Annotated in this window: 15 protein-coding genes; 11 read left to right on the top strand and 4 right to left on the bottom strand. The window is 70.2% G+C overall.

The genetic code is table 11. From position 1 onward, the window contains the following. Positions 1–11: 11 nt before the first annotated feature. On the bottom strand, positions 12–1,775 hold the full coding sequence (locus ACQEVZ_RS17425; RefSeq protein WP_354888379.1) for an ATP-binding protein: 1,764 nt from the start codon (positions 1,773–1,775) through the stop codon (positions 12–14). A 200-nt stretch (positions 1,776–1,975) separates the two neighbouring features. Next, positions 1,976–2,683, bottom strand: coding sequence for a pyrimidine reductase family protein (locus tag ACQEVZ_RS17420; RefSeq protein WP_433376818.1), 708 nt, complete (start codon positions 2,681–2,683; stop codon positions 1,976–1,978). A gap of 186 nt (positions 2,684–2,869) precedes the next feature. On the opposite strand from ACQEVZ_RS17420, the gene ACQEVZ_RS17415 reads away from it, so the two are divergent. The 9 genes from ACQEVZ_RS17415 (at position 2,870) to ACQEVZ_RS17375 (ending at position 14,162) form a co-directional block, all read left to right on the top strand. Further along, complete coding sequence (locus ACQEVZ_RS17415) at positions 2,870–3,415, top strand: plasmid pRiA4b ORF-3 family protein (protein WP_344503128.1); 546 nt, start codon at positions 2,870–2,872, stop codon at positions 3,413–3,415. Between the two features lie 413 nt (positions 3,416–3,828). Further along, positions 3,829–5,142: an ABC transporter substrate-binding protein gene (locus ACQEVZ_RS17410; RefSeq protein WP_433367606.1), complete on the top strand. Its 1,314-nt coding sequence runs from the start codon at positions 3,829–3,831 to the stop codon at positions 5,140–5,142. A gap of 87 nt (positions 5,143–5,229) precedes the next feature. Next, positions 5,230–6,216, top strand: a complete 987-nt coding sequence (locus ACQEVZ_RS17405; protein WP_363405696.1) for a carbohydrate ABC transporter permease — start codon at positions 5,230–5,232, stop codon at positions 6,214–6,216. A gap of 26 nt (positions 6,217–6,242) precedes the next feature. After that, entirely contained in the window at positions 6,243–7,124 is an 882-nt protein-coding gene (locus ACQEVZ_RS17400) for a carbohydrate ABC transporter permease (protein WP_433376815.1), read from the top strand. Then, positions 7,121–8,524 (top strand): GH1 family beta-glucosidase, encoded by a 1,404-nt coding sequence (locus ACQEVZ_RS17395; protein WP_433367602.1) that lies wholly within the window; start codon positions 7,121–7,123, stop codon positions 8,522–8,524. Before ACQEVZ_RS17400 ends, ACQEVZ_RS17395 begins: the two co-directional genes overlap by 4 nt. Position 8,525: 1 nt before the next feature. Beyond that, a complete protein-coding gene (locus tag ACQEVZ_RS17390; protein ID WP_433367599.1) occupies positions 8,526–9,557 on the top strand; it encodes a LacI family DNA-binding transcriptional regulator in 1,032 nt (343 codons plus the stop codon). A gap of 38 nt (positions 9,558–9,595) precedes the next feature. After that, positions 9,596–12,031 (top strand): GH36-type glycosyl hydrolase domain-containing protein, encoded by a 2,436-nt coding sequence (locus tag ACQEVZ_RS17385; RefSeq protein WP_433367596.1) that lies wholly within the window; start codon positions 9,596–9,598, stop codon positions 12,029–12,031. A 92-nt stretch (positions 12,032–12,123) separates the two neighbouring features. Then, positions 12,124–13,182: a LacI family DNA-binding transcriptional regulator gene (locus tag ACQEVZ_RS17380; RefSeq protein WP_344503122.1), complete on the top strand. Its 1,059-nt coding sequence runs from the start codon at positions 12,124–12,126 to the stop codon at positions 13,180–13,182. A gap of 560 nt (positions 13,183–13,742) precedes the next feature. Continuing rightward, positions 13,743–14,162: a hypothetical protein gene (locus ACQEVZ_RS17375; RefSeq protein ID WP_344503121.1), complete on the top strand. Its 420-nt coding sequence runs from the start codon at positions 13,743–13,745 to the stop codon at positions 14,160–14,162. 93 nt (positions 14,163–14,255) lie between these two features. On the opposite strand, the gene ACQEVZ_RS17370 is transcribed toward ACQEVZ_RS17375, so the two are convergent. Both ACQEVZ_RS17370 and ACQEVZ_RS17365 read right to left on the bottom strand, forming a co-directional pair. Further along, complete coding sequence (locus tag ACQEVZ_RS17370) at positions 14,256–15,479, bottom strand: acyl-CoA dehydrogenase family protein (protein WP_433367592.1); 1,224 nt, start codon at positions 15,477–15,479, stop codon at positions 14,256–14,258. Beyond that, positions 15,479–16,504, bottom strand: a complete 1,026-nt coding sequence (locus ACQEVZ_RS17365; protein WP_344503119.1) for a phosphotransferase family protein — start codon at positions 16,502–16,504, stop codon at positions 15,479–15,481. Before ACQEVZ_RS17365 ends, ACQEVZ_RS17370 begins: the two co-directional genes overlap by 1 nt. A gap of 257 nt (positions 16,505–16,761) precedes the next feature. On the opposite strand from ACQEVZ_RS17365, the gene ACQEVZ_RS17360 reads away from it, so the two are divergent. After that, a complete protein-coding gene (locus ACQEVZ_RS17360; protein WP_433367588.1) occupies positions 16,762–17,535 on the top strand; it encodes an amino acid-binding protein in 774 nt (257 codons plus the stop codon). Between the two features lies 1 nt (position 17,536). Continuing rightward, entirely contained in the window at positions 17,537–18,073 is a 537-nt protein-coding gene (locus ACQEVZ_RS17355) for an ACT domain-containing protein (protein WP_344503117.1), read from the top strand. Positions 18,074–18,111: the final 38 nt, after the last annotated feature.

Raw genomic sequence — 18,111 nt, 5'->3', positions numbered from 1 at the left:
TTTCGCAGTGGCTAGAAGGGGATCTCGTCGTCGGTGATGCCGCCGCCGACCCGCGCGACGACCGCGAACGAGTCGTTGGCCTGGGCGATCGAGCGCAGCGTCGCGCTCGGCGCGGCGCCCGCCTCCGCGGGCCGGGTCGCCCACGACGGGAACGGGAACTCGATGCACAGCGGCACCGGGATCTCCGGCTGCGACACGAACATGGTGCCGGGCTTGGCGAGCAGGGCCCGCTGGCGCTGGGCCGGGGGCAGGAACCCGTACTCCGGCCGGGACGCCTCCGCGGGGTCGAGCCGGCCCACGACCCGGATCGCGGAGTTGGCCACGATGCGCCGCTCGACCTCGCTCGCCGTCTGCTGCGCGCCGATCAGCACGACGCCCAGGGACCGCCCGCGCTCGGCGATGTCGAGCAGCACCTCCTTGATCGGGCTGGTGCCCTCCCGCGGCGCGTACTTGTTGAGCTCGTCGAGCACCACGAACAGCAGCGGCTTCGCCGTGCCCGCCTTCTCCTTGCGCTCGAACTCGCTGCGCAGCGTCACGCCGACCACGAAGCGCTGCGCCCGGTCCGGCAGGTTGTGCAGGTCGACCACGGTCACCTGGGCGCTCTCGGCGGTGTTGACCGCGTGCGGCCGGCGGGTGGCGAGGTCGCCGCGGATCAGCCGGGACAGGTCCTTCTTGCTGCCGATCAACCGGCGGGCGAACGCGTTGACCGTGCCGAGCCCGACCGCGCTGCCCGCCCACTGCCCGCGGGTCGCGTCGTCGTTGAGCTGCTCCACCAGGTAGTCGACGAGGTCGGCGTACGAGTTGAGGCGGGTGCCGTCGACGGCGACGCCGCCCTCCGCGGGCTGCGCGATGCGCGCCAGGTGGGCTGTGACCGAGTGGACCACCATCGTGTACTGCTGGCGCTCGTCGTCCGCGTCGGCGAACACGTACGGCAGCAGGCGGTCGGTGCAGAACTCCTGCAGCGTCCAGTAGAAGCTGTCGACCCCGGTCAGCCGGCTGCTGACGTCCGGCGTGCCGGAGGAGTCGCCGGCCCTTGGCGGCGCGTAGACCCGCACGTCGGGGAACGGGCCGGCGACCAGCCCGAGCCGCGCGTAGTTGGCCTCCGTCGCCGCGTCGAGGCGGCTGTTGGGGTGGTCGAGAAACAGCAGGTCCTCGCCCTTGACGTTGAAGATGAGCGCGCGGGTGTTGGCGGTCTCGCCGGCGCCGCCCAGGACGCCGGACCGGAACACCGAGTAGAGCAGGAACGTGGCGAAGCTCGTCTTCGTCGCCACCCCGGAGATGCCGGAGATCGACACGTGGGCGCCGCGGCTGCCGTCGAGGAAGTCCGCGTTGATGAACATCGCGGCGCCGTCCCGGCCGAAGCCCATCGGGATCGTGCGGTCCATCCGGTCGAAGTAGAGGGCGCCGGCCCGCGCGTCGCCCTGCGCCCGGTGGACGACGGCGCCGGGGGTCGGCGGGACGTACACCTCGGGATCGACGCGGGTCGTGGTGATCTCGGCCGCCTCCTGCACCGTCGCCGGCAGCGTGCCGTCGGCGACGAGGAACACGTCGGAGTCGAACACGACGCCCTCGTGCCGGGCCCTGACCGCGGTCACCACGCCGGCGATCTTCACCGGTGGCTGGCCGGGGAGCTCACGCTCGGTGACGACGACGTCGTCGAGCTGGAGGTAGGCGTCGTCGTTCACGGCGACCCAGAACGTGAGCGGGGTCGCGTCGGCGGTGCCGAGGACCCGGCCGACGACCGGCCCGTCCTTCGTATCGTCCGTAACGTCCATCCGGTCGACCCCCAGTACATGTGTTCGCCTGTGCATCGTGCCCCAAGACCACCGGCGGATCGAAGCCACCACGCCCACCTGTGGACGCGTTCACGTTCGTTCACACGGCCAAACCACCGCAAAACAGTCGCAAGGCGATCGCGCGTCCACAAGTTGGGGACACTTGTCCACAGGCCTGTGGACAGCGGTGTGGATTCGGTTCAGCGCCCGTACCGCAGCAGCAGCTGACCATCGGCCAGCAAGGCGTGACGCAGCGTGAGGTGCTCGGGGGTCGGTGCCAGGGGTCCGGCGGTGATCCTGCCCGCTCCGGGGCCGGCGAGCAACGGCGACACCGTCAGGCACAGCTCGTCGACGAGGCCCGCCGCGGTGAGCGACCCGAACAGTCGCGGCCCGCCCTCGCTGAGGATCTGGGCGTGGCCGTCCGCGCGGAGGCGTCCGATCGCCGTGGCCAGGTCCACGTGGTGGTCACCCGCCCGGATGACGTCCGCCACCGGCTCGAGGTGCGCGGTGTCCGTCCCGTGCCGAGTGACGACGACCGGCCGGACCGGCGCGTCGGCGAGGGCGGGCTGTGCGGGGTCGAGGTCCGCCCGGCCGGAGACGATGACCAGGGTCGGGTACTCGCTCAGCCCGTGCTCCAGGCGCCACCGCCGCCGCTGCTCGTCCAGGCGCAGCGCGCGGTAGCCCTCGTCGCGGACCGTGCCGGCGCCGACGAGCAGCGCGTCGCAGCGCATCCGCAGGATCCCGAAGACCCGCTTGTCCTCCGGCCCCGACAGGCCCGCCGATCTGCCGTCGAGCGTCCCCGCGCCGTCGAGGCTCGCCACGAAGTTCACCCGCACGGAGGGCTCCGGCGGCGGCGCGTACAGGTCGACGAGCGTTGCCTGGTCGACGTCTCCCGGATGCGGGTACAGCTGCTGCACCAGCCAACCTTAGGGCCCCGGCGCACCCGTCACTGGAGGGGTGGGCGCCGGCTCGCGGTGCTGGCAGTCGCACCGGTTGCCGCCGGGGCAGTCGGCGTGCCGTTTCTCCCGACACGCAGGACAGATCACCACTTCAGGGTGCGCCGCCATACCGCCTCGGTCAACAATGACTGCACCATGGCGCGCGCGATCATCCAACTCCGCATCACGCTCGACGGCGTCGAGCCCACCGTGTGGCGACGGGTCCTCATCCCGGGCGGCTTCACCCTCGACCGTGTCCACCGTGTCGTGCAGTTCGCGATGGGCTGGGGCGACCGTCACCTGCACGTCTTCGACATCGACGGCGTTCAGTACGGGGTGCCCGACCCCGACGGCCTGCTCGACGTCCGGGACGAGCTCGACACCCGCCTGGACGCGGTCGCCCAGAAGGACGCCCGCCTGCGGTACACCTACGACTTCGGCGACTGGTGGGAGCACGACCTGACGGTCGAGGACGTGTTCCCCGCCGATCCGGACACGGCCTACCCGGTGTGCACCGCCGGCGAGCGCGGCTGCCCGCCCGACGACGTGGGCGGGCCCGAGGGCTACCGCGACCTGGTCGCCGTCCTGGCCGACCCGGACCACCCGGACCACGCCCCGATGCGCGAGTGGCTCGGCCGCTCCTTCGACCCGACGTCCTTCGATCCCGCCCGGGTGAGCACGCTCCTGCGCCGCATGACGTAAGCCCGACGACCGTCGATCGATTACATCGATCCATGACGCTTTCATGGAACTGTCGTGCGACGACAGCTGTCGATGGCGCGCGTCCGCGTGTCCGGATTGACTTCCGTCGCTGAGGTCGCCGCGCTGGAAGCGACCATGTCGCGGTAAAGGCGGACAAAACCGCTCGTCGAAATCTTGCGGTAACGAAATGGGAACGCTCCCACTGCCCCATTGACACCTGGCGGACGAGACGCCAGTCTCATGGGAGCGCTCCCGTGGCTGTGGCCGGTGACACACCCCGCGGCCACGGGGCCACTCAAATGCTCGACCCGCCATACCCCGCGACACCCGAACGACGGACTTCACACCCGGGTCCGCCGTCGATGCATCACACCCCCACCACACACCCATCACGACCTGAGAGAGGGGTCAGGATGAGCGTCACCTCACGCCGTCTGCGTTCGATCGCCGCGGCCACGCTCGCCGTGGGTCTTACCCTCGGTATGACCACCGCGTGCAGTGCGAAGAAGGACGACGAGCCCAGCGCCGACGGCACGGGCCCGGTCACCATCTCGCTGTCCTACTTCGGCACGCCCGGCTTCAACCAGGCGGTCAAGGACTTCGAGGCCGCCAACCCGAACATCAAGGTCGACGTGAAGAACGAAGGCCAGACCAAGGACTTCGCTCCGAAGCTCGCCCAGTGGATCTCCGCCGGCAGCGGCGCGAGTGACGTGGTCATGCTCGAAGAGGGCATGCTGCTGCAGTACCTGAAGGACAACAAGGGCTTCGCCAACCTGCTGGACCTGGGTGCGGCGTCGCTGGAGAAGGACTACCTGGCCTTCAAGTGGAAGAACGCCTTCACCGCGGACGGCAAGAAGCTCGTCGGCCTCGGCACCGACGTCGGCCCCCTGGCGATGTGCTACCGCACCGACCTCTTCCAGAAGGCCGGCCTGCCGGTTGACCGCGACGCGGTCAGCAAGCTGTGGCCGACCTGGCAGGAGTACGTCAAGCAGGGCGAGATCTTCAAGTCGAAGAACACCGGCGCCGCCTGGACCGACTCGGCGACGAGCATCATGCAGCCGTACATCATGCAGAACGCGGACAGCTGGTTCTACGACAAGAGCGACAAGTACATCGGCGACACCAACAAGGCCGTCAAGGACGCCTACGACCTGGGCATGGACATGGCCGCCAAGGGCCTGACCGCGAAGCTCGCCCGCTGGCAGGCGGACTGGGACGCCGCGTTCAAGAACGCCGCGTTCGCGACCGTGCCGTGCCCGCCGTGGTACACGGGTGTCATCAAGGAGCGCGCCGGCGACGCCGGCAAGAACAAGTGGGACATCGCGACCATCCCCGGTAAGGGTGGCAACTGGGGCGGCTCCTACCTCGCGGTGCCCGAGCAGAGCAAGCACAAGAAGCAGGCCTTCGAGCTGATCAAGTTCATCACCGGCAAGCAGGGTGGCCTGGACGCGTTCGCCGAGGCGGGCCCGCTGCCCTCGTCGATCGCCGCGCTGGACGACCCGAAGATCACCGAGGCGAAGAACGACTACTTCAACAACGCCCCGGTCGGCAAGATCTACGCCGGTGCGGCCAAGGACCTCAAGCCGATCTACCTCGGCCCGAAGCACCAGGCGCTGTGGGAGAACGGGTTCGAGCCGGCCATGCAGGCCGCCGAGCAGGGCAAGCTGAGCGCCCAGGCGGGCTGGGACAAGGCCATCAAGGACAGCAAGGCACTCGCCGAAGGCTGACCGATGCGTTGACGGCGGAGGCGGCGTCGAACCTGACGCCGCCTCCGTCCTCCACATAGCCCGTTGATCGGAAGGGATCCACCCCCCATGGCTACCAACGTCGGCGAGGTCACCGGGCCTCGCCACGGGCGCGCCCCCGCCGGGCCACCGAAACCAGCGTCGCGGCGCTCCGTGCGGGTCGGGCGGCTCGACCTGCGACTGTCGCCGTACCTGTTCGTCGCGCCGTTCTTCGTCCTGTTCGCGGTGTTCGGCGCGTACCCGCTGGTCTACACCGCCATCCTGTCGACCCGGAAGAACACCCTGACGGGTGGCGACGCGGGCTTCGTCGGGCTCGAGAACTACCGCAAGGTCCTCTGGGACGAGCACTTCTGGATCGTCATCTTCAACACGTTCGGCCTGTTCATCGTCGCGACCGTGCCGCAGCTCATCTTCGCGCTGCTCATCGCGAGCTGGCTCAACAAGAAGATGCGGGCCCGCACCGCGATCCGCATGGGTGTCCTCATCCCCAACATCACCTCGGTCGCCGCCGTCGGCATCGTCTTCGGCCTGATCTTCGCCGACCGGTACGGCCTGGCGAACTGGCTGCTGCAGAGCCTGCACCTGGACCCCGTCGAGTGGCGCAACCACCGCTGGTCGTCGTGGACCGCGATCGCGTTCATGGTCGACTGGCGCTGGACCGGCTACAACGCCCTCATCTACCTGGCGGCGATGCAGGCGATCCCGAAGGAGCTGTACGAGTCGGCGTCGCTGGACGGCGCGTCCGCGGCCCGCCGGTTCTGGCGGATCACCGTGCCGCTCATCCAGCCGACGATCCTCTTCACCGTGATCATCTCGACGATCGGCGGCATGCAGCTGTTCACCGAGCCGCTGCTGTTCAACTACGGCCGCATCCAGGGTGGCTCGCTCAACGAGTTCCAGACCGTCGCGATGTACATCTACGAGACCACGTTCACGAACAACTACAACGTGGGCCGCGGCGCCGCGATCTCCTGGCTGCTGTTCGTGATCATCCTGATCTTCGCGCTGATCAACTTCGCTCTGGTGCGCCGATCCGTCAAGGGGCAGACCTCATGAGCACGACTATGACGCGGCCAAGGAGCATGCCGGGCACGCCGCCGCCGGGGAAGAAGGGCAGGGTCCGCAGTGCGTCGTCCGCGCTGTGGGACGCCAGCCCGCTGACGTACCTCGCGCTGATCATCACGATCGTGCTGTCGGTCTTCCCGATCCTGTGGTCCTTCATCGTGGCCTCGCGGGACAACAGCGCGGTCACCGACATCCCGCCGCCGCTCACGCCCGGCCCGAACTTCTTCGACAACGCCTCGCGGGTGCTGGCCAACACCGACGCCAACTTCGTCTACGGCCTGATCAACTCGGCCATCGTGTCGTCGTGTGTAACCTTGTCAGTGGTGTTCTTCTCCACGCTCGCAGGCTTCGCCTTCGCGAAGCTGAAGTTCCGCGGGAAGAACGCCCTGCTGCTGATCATCATCCTCACGATGATGATCCCGACCCAGGTCAACATCATTCCGCTGTACCTGCTCATGGTGAAGTTCGACTGGACGAACACCCTCCAGGCGGTCATCGTGCCGTTCCTGGTCAAGGGCTTCGGCGTGTTCATGATCCGGCAGTACGCGGAGTCCGCGATCAGCGACGAGCTCATCGAGGCCGCCCGCGTCGACGGCGCCTCCACCTGGCGGACGTACTGGTCGGTCGTGCTGCCCGCGCTGCGTCCGGCGGCGGCGGTGCTGGGCCTGCTCACGTTCATGGAGACCTGGAACGACTTCCTCTGGCCCTACGTCGTGCTCAATGGCGACACCCCGACCGTGCAAGTTTCACTGAACATTCTCGCCACCGGTTATTACAAGACCGACTACGTGCAAGTCTTTACCGGGACAGCTCTTGCGATCGTGCCGCTGCTCCTGGTGTTCATCGCATTCGGCCGTCAGATCATCGGCGGCATCATGGAAGGTTCGGTCAAGGCGTGACCAGCATCGACCCGCTGACGTTCCCACCCGGTTTCGTGTGGGGTGCGGCGACCGCGTCGTACCAGATCGAGGGGGCCGCCCGGGAGGACGGCCGCACCCCCTCGATCTGGGACACGTTCAGCCACACCCCGGGCAAGACACTGGGCGGGGACACCGGCGACGTGGCCTGCGATCATTACCACCGCTTCCGCGAGGACGTGGGACTGATGAAGGACCTGGGCATCAACGCCTACCGGTTCTCCGTCGCGTGGCCGCGCGTCCAGCCGGGCGGGTCGGGGCCGGCCAACGCCAAGGGCCTGGACTTCTACCGGCGGCTCGTCGACGAGCTGCTGTCGCACGACATCACCCCCTGGGTGACGCTGTACCACTGGGACCTGCCCCAGGAGCTGGAAGACGCGGGCGGCTGGCCCGCCCGCGACACCGCGGCCCGGTTCGCCGACTACGCCACGCTCGTGCACGGCGCGCTCGGCGACCGGGTCCGCCACTGGACGACGTTCAACGAGCCGTGGTGCTCGGCGTTCCTCGGCTACGCGTCGGGCGTCCACGCGCCGGGCCGCCAGCACGCGCCCGACGCCCTGGCCGCCATGCACCACCTGCTCCTCGGCCACGGCCAGGCGATCGAGTCGATCCGCGCCGCGGATCCCACCGCGCAGCTCGGCATCACGCTCAACCTGTACGCGATCTCCGCGGCCGACGAGACGAAGCCCGGGGACCTCGACGCGGCCCGGCGCATCGACGGGCTCGCCAACCGGATCTTCCTCGACCCGGTGCTGCTCGGCTCGTACCCGGCGGACGTGATGGCCGACCTGCGGGGGATCAGCGACTTCGGCTTCGTCCGCGACGGCGACCACAAGCAGATCGCGCAGCCGCTGGACCTGCTGGGCATCAACTACTACAGCCGCCACGTGGTGGCCGGCGAGGACCCCGACGTCCCCGCCGAGCCCTACTGGCGGGCGCCGACGTCGTGGCCCGGCAGCGAGACCGTCCGGTTCCTCAAGCGGCCCGGCGTACCCGTCACCGACATGAACTGGGAGGTCGACGCCCCGGGCCTCACCGAGACGCTGACCCGCGTCGCCCGCGACTACCCGGCGGTCCCGCTGTACATCACGGAGAACGGCGCCGCGTACATCGACACCGTCACCGACGAGGGCACGGTGGAGGACACCGACCGGGTCGCCTACTTCGACGCGCACTTCCGGGCCTGCCACGACGCGATCGCCGCCGGCGCACCATTGAGCGGTTACTTCGCCTGGTCGCTGCTGGACAACTTCGAATGGGCGTGGGGCTACACCAAGCGGTTCGGCATGATCCGGGTCGACTACGACACGCAGCAGCGCACGGTCAAGGCCAGCGGCCACCGGTTCCGCGAGGTCATCAAGCACAACGGCCTCGGCGAGTAACGTGCGCCGCCCGACGCTGGACGAGGTGGCCGCGCGCGCCGGCGTCGGGCGCGGCACGGTCTCCCGGGTGATCAACGGCTCGCCGCAGGTCAGCCCGGAGGCTCGCGCCGCCGTCGCCCGTGCCGTCGAAGAGCTCGGGTACGTGCCCAACCGGGCCGCCCGCGCCCTCGTCACCCGCCGCACCGACTCGGTCGCCCTCGTGGTGTCCGAGTCGGAGGAGCGGGTCTTCGGCGAGCCGTTCTTCGCCGGCATCGTCCGTGGCGTCAGCAACGTGCTGGCCGACACGTCCCTGCAGCTGTGGCTCGCGATGGCGCAGTCGCCGTCGCAGCGGCTCATGGTCGAGCGGCACCTGTCCGACCAGCACGTGGACGGGGTGCTGCTGCTCTCCCTGCACGACGACGACCCGCTCCCGGCGCTGCTCGGCAAGCGGGGGCTGCCGACCGTCCTCGGTGGGCGGCCGGCGCACATGCTCGAGATCGAGCAGGCGGGCGGGGGCGACAACGAGGTCGCCTACGTGGACAACGACAACGAGGGCGGCGCTCGCACCGCCGTCGAGCACCTGATCGGCCTCGGTCGCCACTGCATCGCGGTGATCGCCGGCCCGCAGGACATGGCGGTGGGCATCGCCCGCCTTCGCGGTTACCGGGAGGCGCTGCGCCTGGCGTCCCTCCCGCACGATCAGCGACTCATCGCGTACGGCGACTTCAGCGAGGCGAGCGGGGCCGACGCGATGCACCGCCTCATCCATCTCAACCCCGGACTCGACGCCGTCTTCGCCGCCTCCGACCTGATGGCCGCCGGCGCCATCCGCGCCCTGCGTGAGCTGGGCCGGCGGGTGCCCTCCGACGTGGCCGTGGTCGGGTTCGAGGACTCCGCCGTGGCCCGGCAGACCCAGCCGCCGCTCACCACCGTGCACCAGTCGGTGGAGGGCATGGGGCGCGAGATGGCCAGGCTCCTGCTGGCCCGCATCGCCGGCGGGCCGGCCCACTCGACTGTGCTCGACACGCACCTCGTGGTCCGCGAGTCCGCCTGAAGCAGCGCAGTCTCAATCCCCCCAGCAGGAGGCACACCGTGCGCTTCGGCCACTTCGACGACGAACGCCGCGAGTACGTCATCGACCGACCAGACACCCCGCTGCCCTGGATCAACTACCTCGGCACCGAGGCGTACTTCGGCATCATCTCCAACACCGCCGGCGGCTACTCGTTCTACCGCGACGCCCGGCTGCGCCGGCTGACCCGCTACCGGTACAACAACGCGCCGATGGACCTCGGCGGCCGCTACATCTACCTGCGCGACGAAGCCGAGTTCTGGTCGCCCACCTGGCAGCCGACGCAGACCGAGCTCGACGACTACGAGTGCCGGCACGGGCTGTCCTACACGCGTGTCGCCTCCCGGTACCGCGGGATCAAGGCCGAGACGCTCTACTTCGTGCCGCTCGGCGAGACCCTCGAGGTGTGGCGGCTCAAGGTCACGAACGAGCGGGACACGGCCGTGTCGCTGTCGGCGTTCTCGTCGATCGAGTTCTGCCTGTGGGACGCGCAGGACGACGCCACCAACTACCAGCGCAACTTCAACACCGGCCAGGTCGAGGTCGTCGACGGCGTCATCTACCACAAGACGGAGTACCGGGAGCGCCGCGACCACTTCGCCTACTTCGCGTGCAGCGAGCCGCTCGCCGGCTTCGACACGTCCCGGGAGGCGTTCCTCGGCCCCTACCGCTCCTGGGACCGGCCCCTCGCCGTCGAGCGCGGCGAGTCCGGCGACTCGATCGCCCACGGCTGGCAGCCGCACGGGTCGCACCACGTGAAGCTCACCCTCGAGCCGGGGGAGACCCGCGAGATCGGCTTCGTCCTCGGGTACTGGGAGAACCCCCGCGACGCGAAGTTCGACCCGCCGGGCTCGCAGACGATCAACAAGGCCGGCGCGCAGGCGAAGGTCGCCACCTGGCTGGCCCAGGAGACCGTCGACGCCGGCCTCGCCGCGCTCGCCGCGCGCTGGGAGGAGCTGCTCGGCGGGCTGCGCGTGCAGACCCCCGACGCCGACACCGACCGCATGGTGAACATCTGGAACGCGTACCAGAACATGGTCACGTTCAACATGAGCCGGTCGACGTCGCTGTACGAGTCGGGGATCGGCCGCGGGATGGGCTTCCGCGACTCGAACCAGGACCTGCTCGGCTTCGTCCACATGATCCCGGAGCGGGCCCGCGAGCGGATCCTCGACATCGCCGCCACGCAGCTGCCGACCGGTGGCGCATACCATCAGTACCAGCCGCTGACGAAGCGCGGGAACAACGACATCGGGTCCGGCTTCAACGACGACCCGCTGTGGCTCATCCTCGGCGTCTCCGCGTACATCAAGGAGAGCGGCGACTGGAGCATCCTCGACGAGCCCGTGCCGTTCGACAACGCGCCCGGCAGCGAGCAGTCGCTGTACGAGCACCTCAAGCTGTCGCTCCGGTACACCACCGAACGCCTCGGGCCGCACGGCCTCCCGCTGATCGGCCGGGCCGACTGGAACGACTGCCTCAACCTCAACTGCTTCTCCGACACGCCCGGCGAGCCCTTCCAGACCACGGAGAACGCCACCGGCGGCGTGGCGGAGTCGGTGTTCATCGCCGGCCAGTTCGTCCTCGCCGCCCGCTCGCTCGCCGAGCTGGCTGTTCACAAGGACGACGATCCGGCGGCCTACCTGACCGCCGCGGAGAAGATGACCGGCTCGATCGCCGAGCACGGCTGGGACGGCGCGTGGTTCCGCCGCGCGTACGACTTCCACGGCAACGTCATCGGCTCCGCGTCCAACGACGAGGGCCAGATCTTCATCGAGCCGCAGGGCATGTGCATCATGGGCGGCGTCGGCCTGGACGACGGCACCGCCGTGCGCGCCCTGGCCAGCGTCCGCGAGCGGCTCGCCACCCCGCACGGCATCGTGCTGCAGCAGCCGGCGTTCTCGTCGTACCGCATCGAGCTCGGCGAGATCTCCTCCTACCCGCCGGGGTACAAGGAGAACGCCGGGATCTTCTGCCACACGAACCCGTGGCTCATGATCGCCGAGGCGATGGTCGGCAACGGCGACGGCGCGTTCGACTACTACAAGCGGATCAACCCGTCGGCCCGCGAGGAGATCGGCGACCTGCACCGCTGCGAGCCGTACGTCTACGCGCAGATGATCGCCGGCCGCGACGCGCCCACCCACGGCGAGGCGAAGAACTCCTGGCTGACCGGGACCGCCGCGTGGAACTACGCGGCCGTGACGCAGTGGATCCTGGGCATCCGGCCGGAGCTGTCCGGCCTGCGGATCGCGCCGGTCATCCCCTCGTCCTGGTCCGGTTTCTCGGCGGTACGGCGCTTCCGCGGCGCGACGTACACCATCACGGTCCACAAGGAGCCCGGCGTCCCGGCGACCTCGTGCTCGCTCGTCGTCGACGGCGTGCCCGTCGACGGCGGCGTCCTGCCGGTCGCCCCGGCCGGCAGCTCGGTGCAGGTCGAGGCGCTTTTGTCGTAGATCGTTTGGTTTTGCTTTGGCTTTGCCGCCGCGGTGTCGCGATTCCGGGGCACCGCGGCTGCAAGATCGCGAACGTGTGCGCACAATGGGGCGTGTCTTCCACCAACAGCCGCCCCCGTTCCGCGGGCCGCCCCACCCTCGACGAGGTCGCCTCGCGCGCCGGCGTGGGGCGGGGCACGGTCTCGCGGGTCGTCAACGGCTCGCCGCAGGTGAGCCCGGAAGCGCGGGCGGCCGTGCAGAAGGCGATCGACGAGCTCGGCTACGTCCCCAACCGCGCTGCCCGAGCCCTCGTCACGCAGCGCACCGACTCCGTCGCGCTCGTCGTGTCGGAGTCGGAGGAGCGGGTCTTCGGCGAGCCGTTCTTCGCCGGCATCGTCCGCGGCGTCAGCTCCGCCCTCGCCGACACCCAGCTGCAACTGTGGCTCGCTATGGCCCAGTCCCCGGCGGAGCGCCAGCGCGTCGAGCACCACCTCACCAACCAGCACGTCGACGGCGTCATGCTGCTCTCCCTGCACGACGCCGACCCGCTGCCGCAGCTGCTGGAGCAGCGCGGCCTCCCCGTCGTCCTCGGCGGCCGCCCCGCCCGCATGCTGTCGTCCTCCGGCGGCGCCTCTTCCGACGTGGCCTTTGTGGATGCCGACAACGAGGGCGGCGCGCGCCTGGCCGTCGGCCACCTCCTGGACCGCGGCCGCCGCCGGATCGCCGCGATCGCCGGCCCGCAGGACATGGCCGCCGGCGTGTCCCGCCTCGCCGGCTACCGCGAGGCCCTCGACCGCGCCGGCCTGCCCGCCGACGAGTCCCTCATCGCCTACGGCGACTTCAGCGAGGCCTCGGGCGAGGTGGCCGTCCGTGAGCTGCTCGCCCGCGACCCCTCGGTCGACGCCGTCTTCGCCGCCTCCGACCTGATGGCCGTCGGCGCGCTGCGGGCCCTGCGCGAGCTCGGCAAGCGCGTCCCGTCGGACGTCTCCCTGGTCGGCTTCGACGACGTCGCCATCGCCCGCCAGACCGACCCGCCCCTGACCACCGTCCACCAGCCCGTCGAGGCCATGGGCCGCGAGATGGTCCGGCTGCTGCTCGCCCGCATCGCCGGCGCCGCCCCCACCGCCGTCATGGTCGAAACCCACCTGGTCGAACGCGCCAGCACGCTGTAATTCCCCCACCGCTGCCGCGGCGGGGCCCGGCGGGGATTCTCACCCGCGGCCCCAATGCGCCGCTCCGCGCCGCACTGCTTCTCGTGATCCGGAAGACTTTATGTCGCCAGAGCAGCACAAAGTCTTCCGGATCACGGAAACCGCGCCGCCCGCGATCACCCCGGACGGCTGCCGTCAGCCGTGATCCCGAGCGGTTGTGGTCTTCGCGCATCACGTGATCCGGAAGAGTTCTTGTCGTCATAGCAGCACAAAGTCTTCCGGATCATGAGGATGCGCGCCGGTGGGCCGGGCAGTGGGGTGGTGTCGCCCGGGTGCCGGTCTTTCTTGGCCGCCGCTTGATCGAATGACGGATCTGGCTGTGATGGCGGCCAGAACTGCAATTCGATCAACCGTGGGAGCGGCGTGAAGGTCGGTGGCCGGCAGTGCGCCGCGCAGCGGCGCATTGGGGTGCGGGTGAGAATCCCCGCCGGGACCCGCCGCGCAGCGGTGGGGCGGAAGCACAGCGCAGTTTGCGGGAGGTGGGGATCGGGAAAGCGGTCAATGGAGGAGAGGTGGCTGAGATGACCGCACAGTGGAAGAAGGGTAAGCGGCGCGCGGAGAGCGTGGCTGAGGACGCCTGGGACTATCTGGTGTCCGCGGTCGAGTCGGCGCGTTCGGTCGGCGGGTCGGTGAAGGACCGGGCGTATGACCTCGCGGATGAGGCGTCGAGCCGGTACGGCACGGCGTCGGACCGGGTCGGGTCCGCGGCGGACGAGGCGTGGCACCGGGCGAGCCTGGCGTTCGACGCGTTGTCGGGGCGGAAGCAGCGCAAGCCGTGGGGCTGGATCGCGATCGCCGTGCTCGGTGGGATCGCGGTCGGCTGGGCGGCCGCCGCTTCGGCACCGAAGGCGATCCAGGCGGCGCAGGAGCGCTTCGAGGACGTGGAGGACCTGCCGTCCGCCACGTACGAGGCACCGGCCCCGTACCGCGTCGCGGAATGAGCGAACGGGCCGCCCCCGGAGGCAGGGGGCGGCCCGTTTTCAAGCCCGTCTCCAGGCCCTCTTCAGGCCCTCTTCAGGCCCGTCTTCAGGAGCTCAGCTGTACTTGCGCAGCTCACGCTTGGCGAGGGACGCGCGGTGCACCTCGTCGGGGCCGTCGGCCAGGCGCAGCGTCCGGGCCTGTGACCAGAGGGCGGCGAGCGGGGTGTCCTGGCTGACGCCGGCCGCGCCGTGGGCCTGGATGGCCTTGTCGACGACCCATTCGGTCATCTGCGGCACCGCGATCTTGATCGCCTGGATCTCGGTGTGGGCGCCCTTGTTGCCGACGGTGTCCATCAGCCAGGCGGTCTTCAGGACCAGGAGCCGGGCCTGTTCGATGCGGACGCGGGACTCGGCGATCCAGTCGCGCACCACGCCCTGCTCGGCCAGGGGGCGGCCGAACGCGATCCGCTCGCTGACCCGCTCGCACATCAGCTGCAGGGCGCGCTCCGCCATGCCGATGAGCCGCATGCAGTGGTGGATGCGGCCCGGGCCGAGACGGGCCTGCGCGATCGCGAACCCCGAGCCCTCCTCGGCGATGAGGTGGTCGGCGGGGACCCGTACATCGGCGAACTCCACCTCCGCGTGACCGCCGTGGGCGGCGTCGGTGTAGCCGAACACATGCATGCCGCGCTTGACGGTGACGCCCGGGGTGTCCCGCGGGACGAGGATCATGCTCTGCTGCCGGTGCCGCTCGGCGGAGGGGTCCGACTTGCCCATCACGATGAAGACGGCGCAGTTGGGGTTCATGGCGCCGGAGGACCACCATTTGCGGCCGTTGATGACGTACGAGTCGCCGTCGCGCTCGATCCGGGTGGCGATGTTGGTCGCGTCGGACGAGGCGACGTCGGGTTCGGTCATGCAGAACGCGGACCGGATCTGGCCTTCCAGCAGGGGTTTGAGCCAGCGGTCCTGCTGCCCCGGCGAGCCGAACCCGGCGAGGACCTCCATGTTGCCGGTGTCGGGCGCGGCGCAGTTGAGCGCCTCGGGCGCCAGGTGCGGGCTGCGGCCGGTGATCTCGGCGAGCGGCGCGTACTGCAGGTTGGTGAGGCCGGCGCCGAAGCGGTCGTCGGGCAGGAACAGGTTCCACAGGCCGCGGTCGCGGGCCGACGCCTTCAGCTCCTCGATGACCGCGGGGCGCGCCCACGGGTCGCCTGAACCCGCGCTGAGCGCGGCCAGCTCCGCCTCGAAGCGGGGCTCGGCCGGATACACCTCCTCCTGCATGAAGTCGGTGAGCTTCTCGTGCAGCTCGGCGGTGCGCGTGTCGAAGCGGAAGTCCATCAGCTCTCTCCGTTGATCGCTGCGAGACCCTGCGCGAGCAGGGGCGGGACCAGCGCGCCGATCTGGTCGAAGCCGGCGCCGACCGTCTGGCCGCTGGTGTAGCGGAAGTGGATGCCCTCGAGGATGACGGCCAGCTTGTAGCAGGCCATCGCGACGTACCAGTGCAGGTCGTCCAGCGCCGCGCCGCTGGAGACGGCGTAGCGCTGGAGCAGCTCGTCGCCGGACGGGAACCCGGCGTCGGCCCCCAGCCCGTCGGCGATCGGGTTGAAGCCGAGCTTCAGGCGGTCCAGCACCGTCCAGTACGCCAGCAGCAGCCCCAGGTCGGTGAGCGGGTCGCCGATGGTGGCCATCTCCCAGTCGAGGACGGCCGCGACCTTCAGGCGGGCGGGGTCGACGATGAGGTTGTCGAGCCGGTAGTCGCCGTGCACGATCGCGGTGGTGGCGGAGACGGGGATCGTGGCGGCGAGCCGGTCCCGCAGCTGTGCGGCGTCGGGCAGGTCGCGGCTCGTAGACTGGGCCAGCTGCTTCGACCAGCGGCGGACCTGCCGCTCCAGGAAGCCCTCGGGCCGGCCGAAGTCGCCCAGGCCGATCCCGGCGGGGTCGACGCGGTGCAGGTCGGCGAGGGTGTCCATCATCGCGAACGCGACCTCGCGCCGCGCCTCCTCGCCGAGCGCGTCGGTCTGCCTGCGACTGCGCAGCACCACCCCGGGCACCCGGGACATCAGGTAGAACGGCGCGCCGAGGACGCTGTCGTCCTCGCACAGCAGCAGCGCCTCCGGGACCGGCACGGTCGTCGGGCCGAGCGCGGAGATGATCCGGTGCTCCCTGGCCATGTCGTGCGCGGTGGCGAGGACGTGCCCGAGGGGCGGGCGGCGCAGCACGAAGACCTCGTTGACGATGTAGGTCAGGTTGGACCGGCCGCCGGCGATGAGCTCGGCCTGGATGGGTTCGGTGACGAGCCCAGGAGCCTTGTCCTGGAGGTACGCCGCGAGGCGGGCGAGGTCGAGACCGGGCGGGGTGCTCATCCGGCCAGTCCAGGGGTGAGACGCGTTCTCTGTCAAGAGTCGAGCCAGGTATTTCACCGCCAAATGTCCGTTTCCCTGGGGCTTTGGGAGGACCCGGAGACGTTCCGGCATCGATACGGCGGCGAAACGGCGCGGAAACCCGGGATCGGCAAGCTGTTCTCAGCACCAAAGAACGGCAGTACCGGAGAAACAAACAGGTGACGTACACCAACGGCGGCGTACACGTCAGCCAAGGACGAACAGGGAGGTCGACGTCGATGCTGTTGCGGCTGAGAGTGGCGCTACCTGACCGTCCCGGCTCACTCGGGCAGGTCGCCCGGACGCTGGGTGTGGTCGGCGCCGACATCGTTTCGGTCGTTGTGCTGGAACGGGTCGGTGGCCGCGCGGTGGACGACCTCACCGTGGTGTGGCCGGCTTCGGCCCCCGTCGATCGTGTCCTCACCGGTCTTGCGGCGATCCCAGGCGTTCGCGTGGACGGTGTGTGGCGCGGCACGGAGCTGTCGGAGCCGAGCAGTGGCCGCGAGGTCGCGCTCATCGGACAGGTGGCGGCGAACCCGCAGCACGGCCTGGCAACGGTCGTGGACGCGGCGCCGGCACTGTTCGGAGCGGACTGGGCGGTCGCGATCCTCATCGGATCGGACTGGGCGGGCGGCGGCGCGCGAGCCCAGGCATGGTCCGGCTCCTCGGTGATCTGCGCCAGCTGGCGCACTCCGGATGTCCCCCCACAGGTGGACATCGCACCACTCCGGCCTCGCGCGATCAGCGCTGCTGACGGCATCCATCTTGCTGTCGCGCCTTTTCAGCGTGGAGGTCTGGTCCTTGTCGTCGCCCGCGGCGGGGCGGACGGCGACGCTGGAGCACCACCGTTCCACGGTTCCGAGGTGGAGCGGCTGGCGCAGCTGGTCGGTGCAACCGCATCTGTGCTCGGGGATCGGCTGGCGGGGCCTGGCTTGGCGGAGCTGGGTAAGGCGGGAGGCTCCGTTGCAGGAGCCCCCGCGCCCGCCGGCGCAACCATCCCCAGGGTGGCGTGAGATGACCCTCTGGCGCATCCGCGCGACGGTCGACGACCGTCCCGGTTTCCTGTCCGTGCTGACCGCGAGCCTCGCGCTGCGCAAGGTCAACATCCTGTCGGTCCAGGTGCACACCACCGAGTCCGGCGCCGTCGACGACTTCCTCGTGGAGGCGCCCGACGAGCTGACCGTCGCCGACCTCACCGAGGCCGTGCGGCGCGGCCGGGGCCGCGACGCGTGGGTCGCCCAGGCCGACGTGCGGGGCCTCATCGACGAGCCGACCCGGGTCCTCGCCCTGGCGGGGAAGGTCCTGGACGGCTCGGCGACCCTGGAGGAGGCGATCGCGGCGCTGCTCGGCGACTGCGACATCTCCTGGCGGGCGGACACGTCCACGGGCGCCGAGGGCTACACGTCGACCGGCATGCAGCTGCAGGACCCAGCCGGCGGCACCCTGTACGTCCGGCGCCCCGCGCCGGCCTTCACCCCTGCCGAGTACGCCCGGGCGCACGCGCTCGTCGCCCTGGCCCGCGTCGCGGGGAAGCGCAACACGGCAGCCTGAGACGTTCCTCAGCAGCGCTCGTCCTTGGCGGAGGACGG

It is taken from the genome of Dactylosporangium sp. CA-152071 (genome assembly GCF_050936335.1).
In the GTDB taxonomy this organism is placed as follows: Bacteria; Actinomycetota; Actinomycetes; order Mycobacteriales; family Micromonosporaceae; genus Dactylosporangium; species Dactylosporangium maewongense.
The sequence above is the reverse complement of the archived record's forward strand: the minus strand, read 5'-3'. Positions and strand labels throughout refer to the sequence as shown.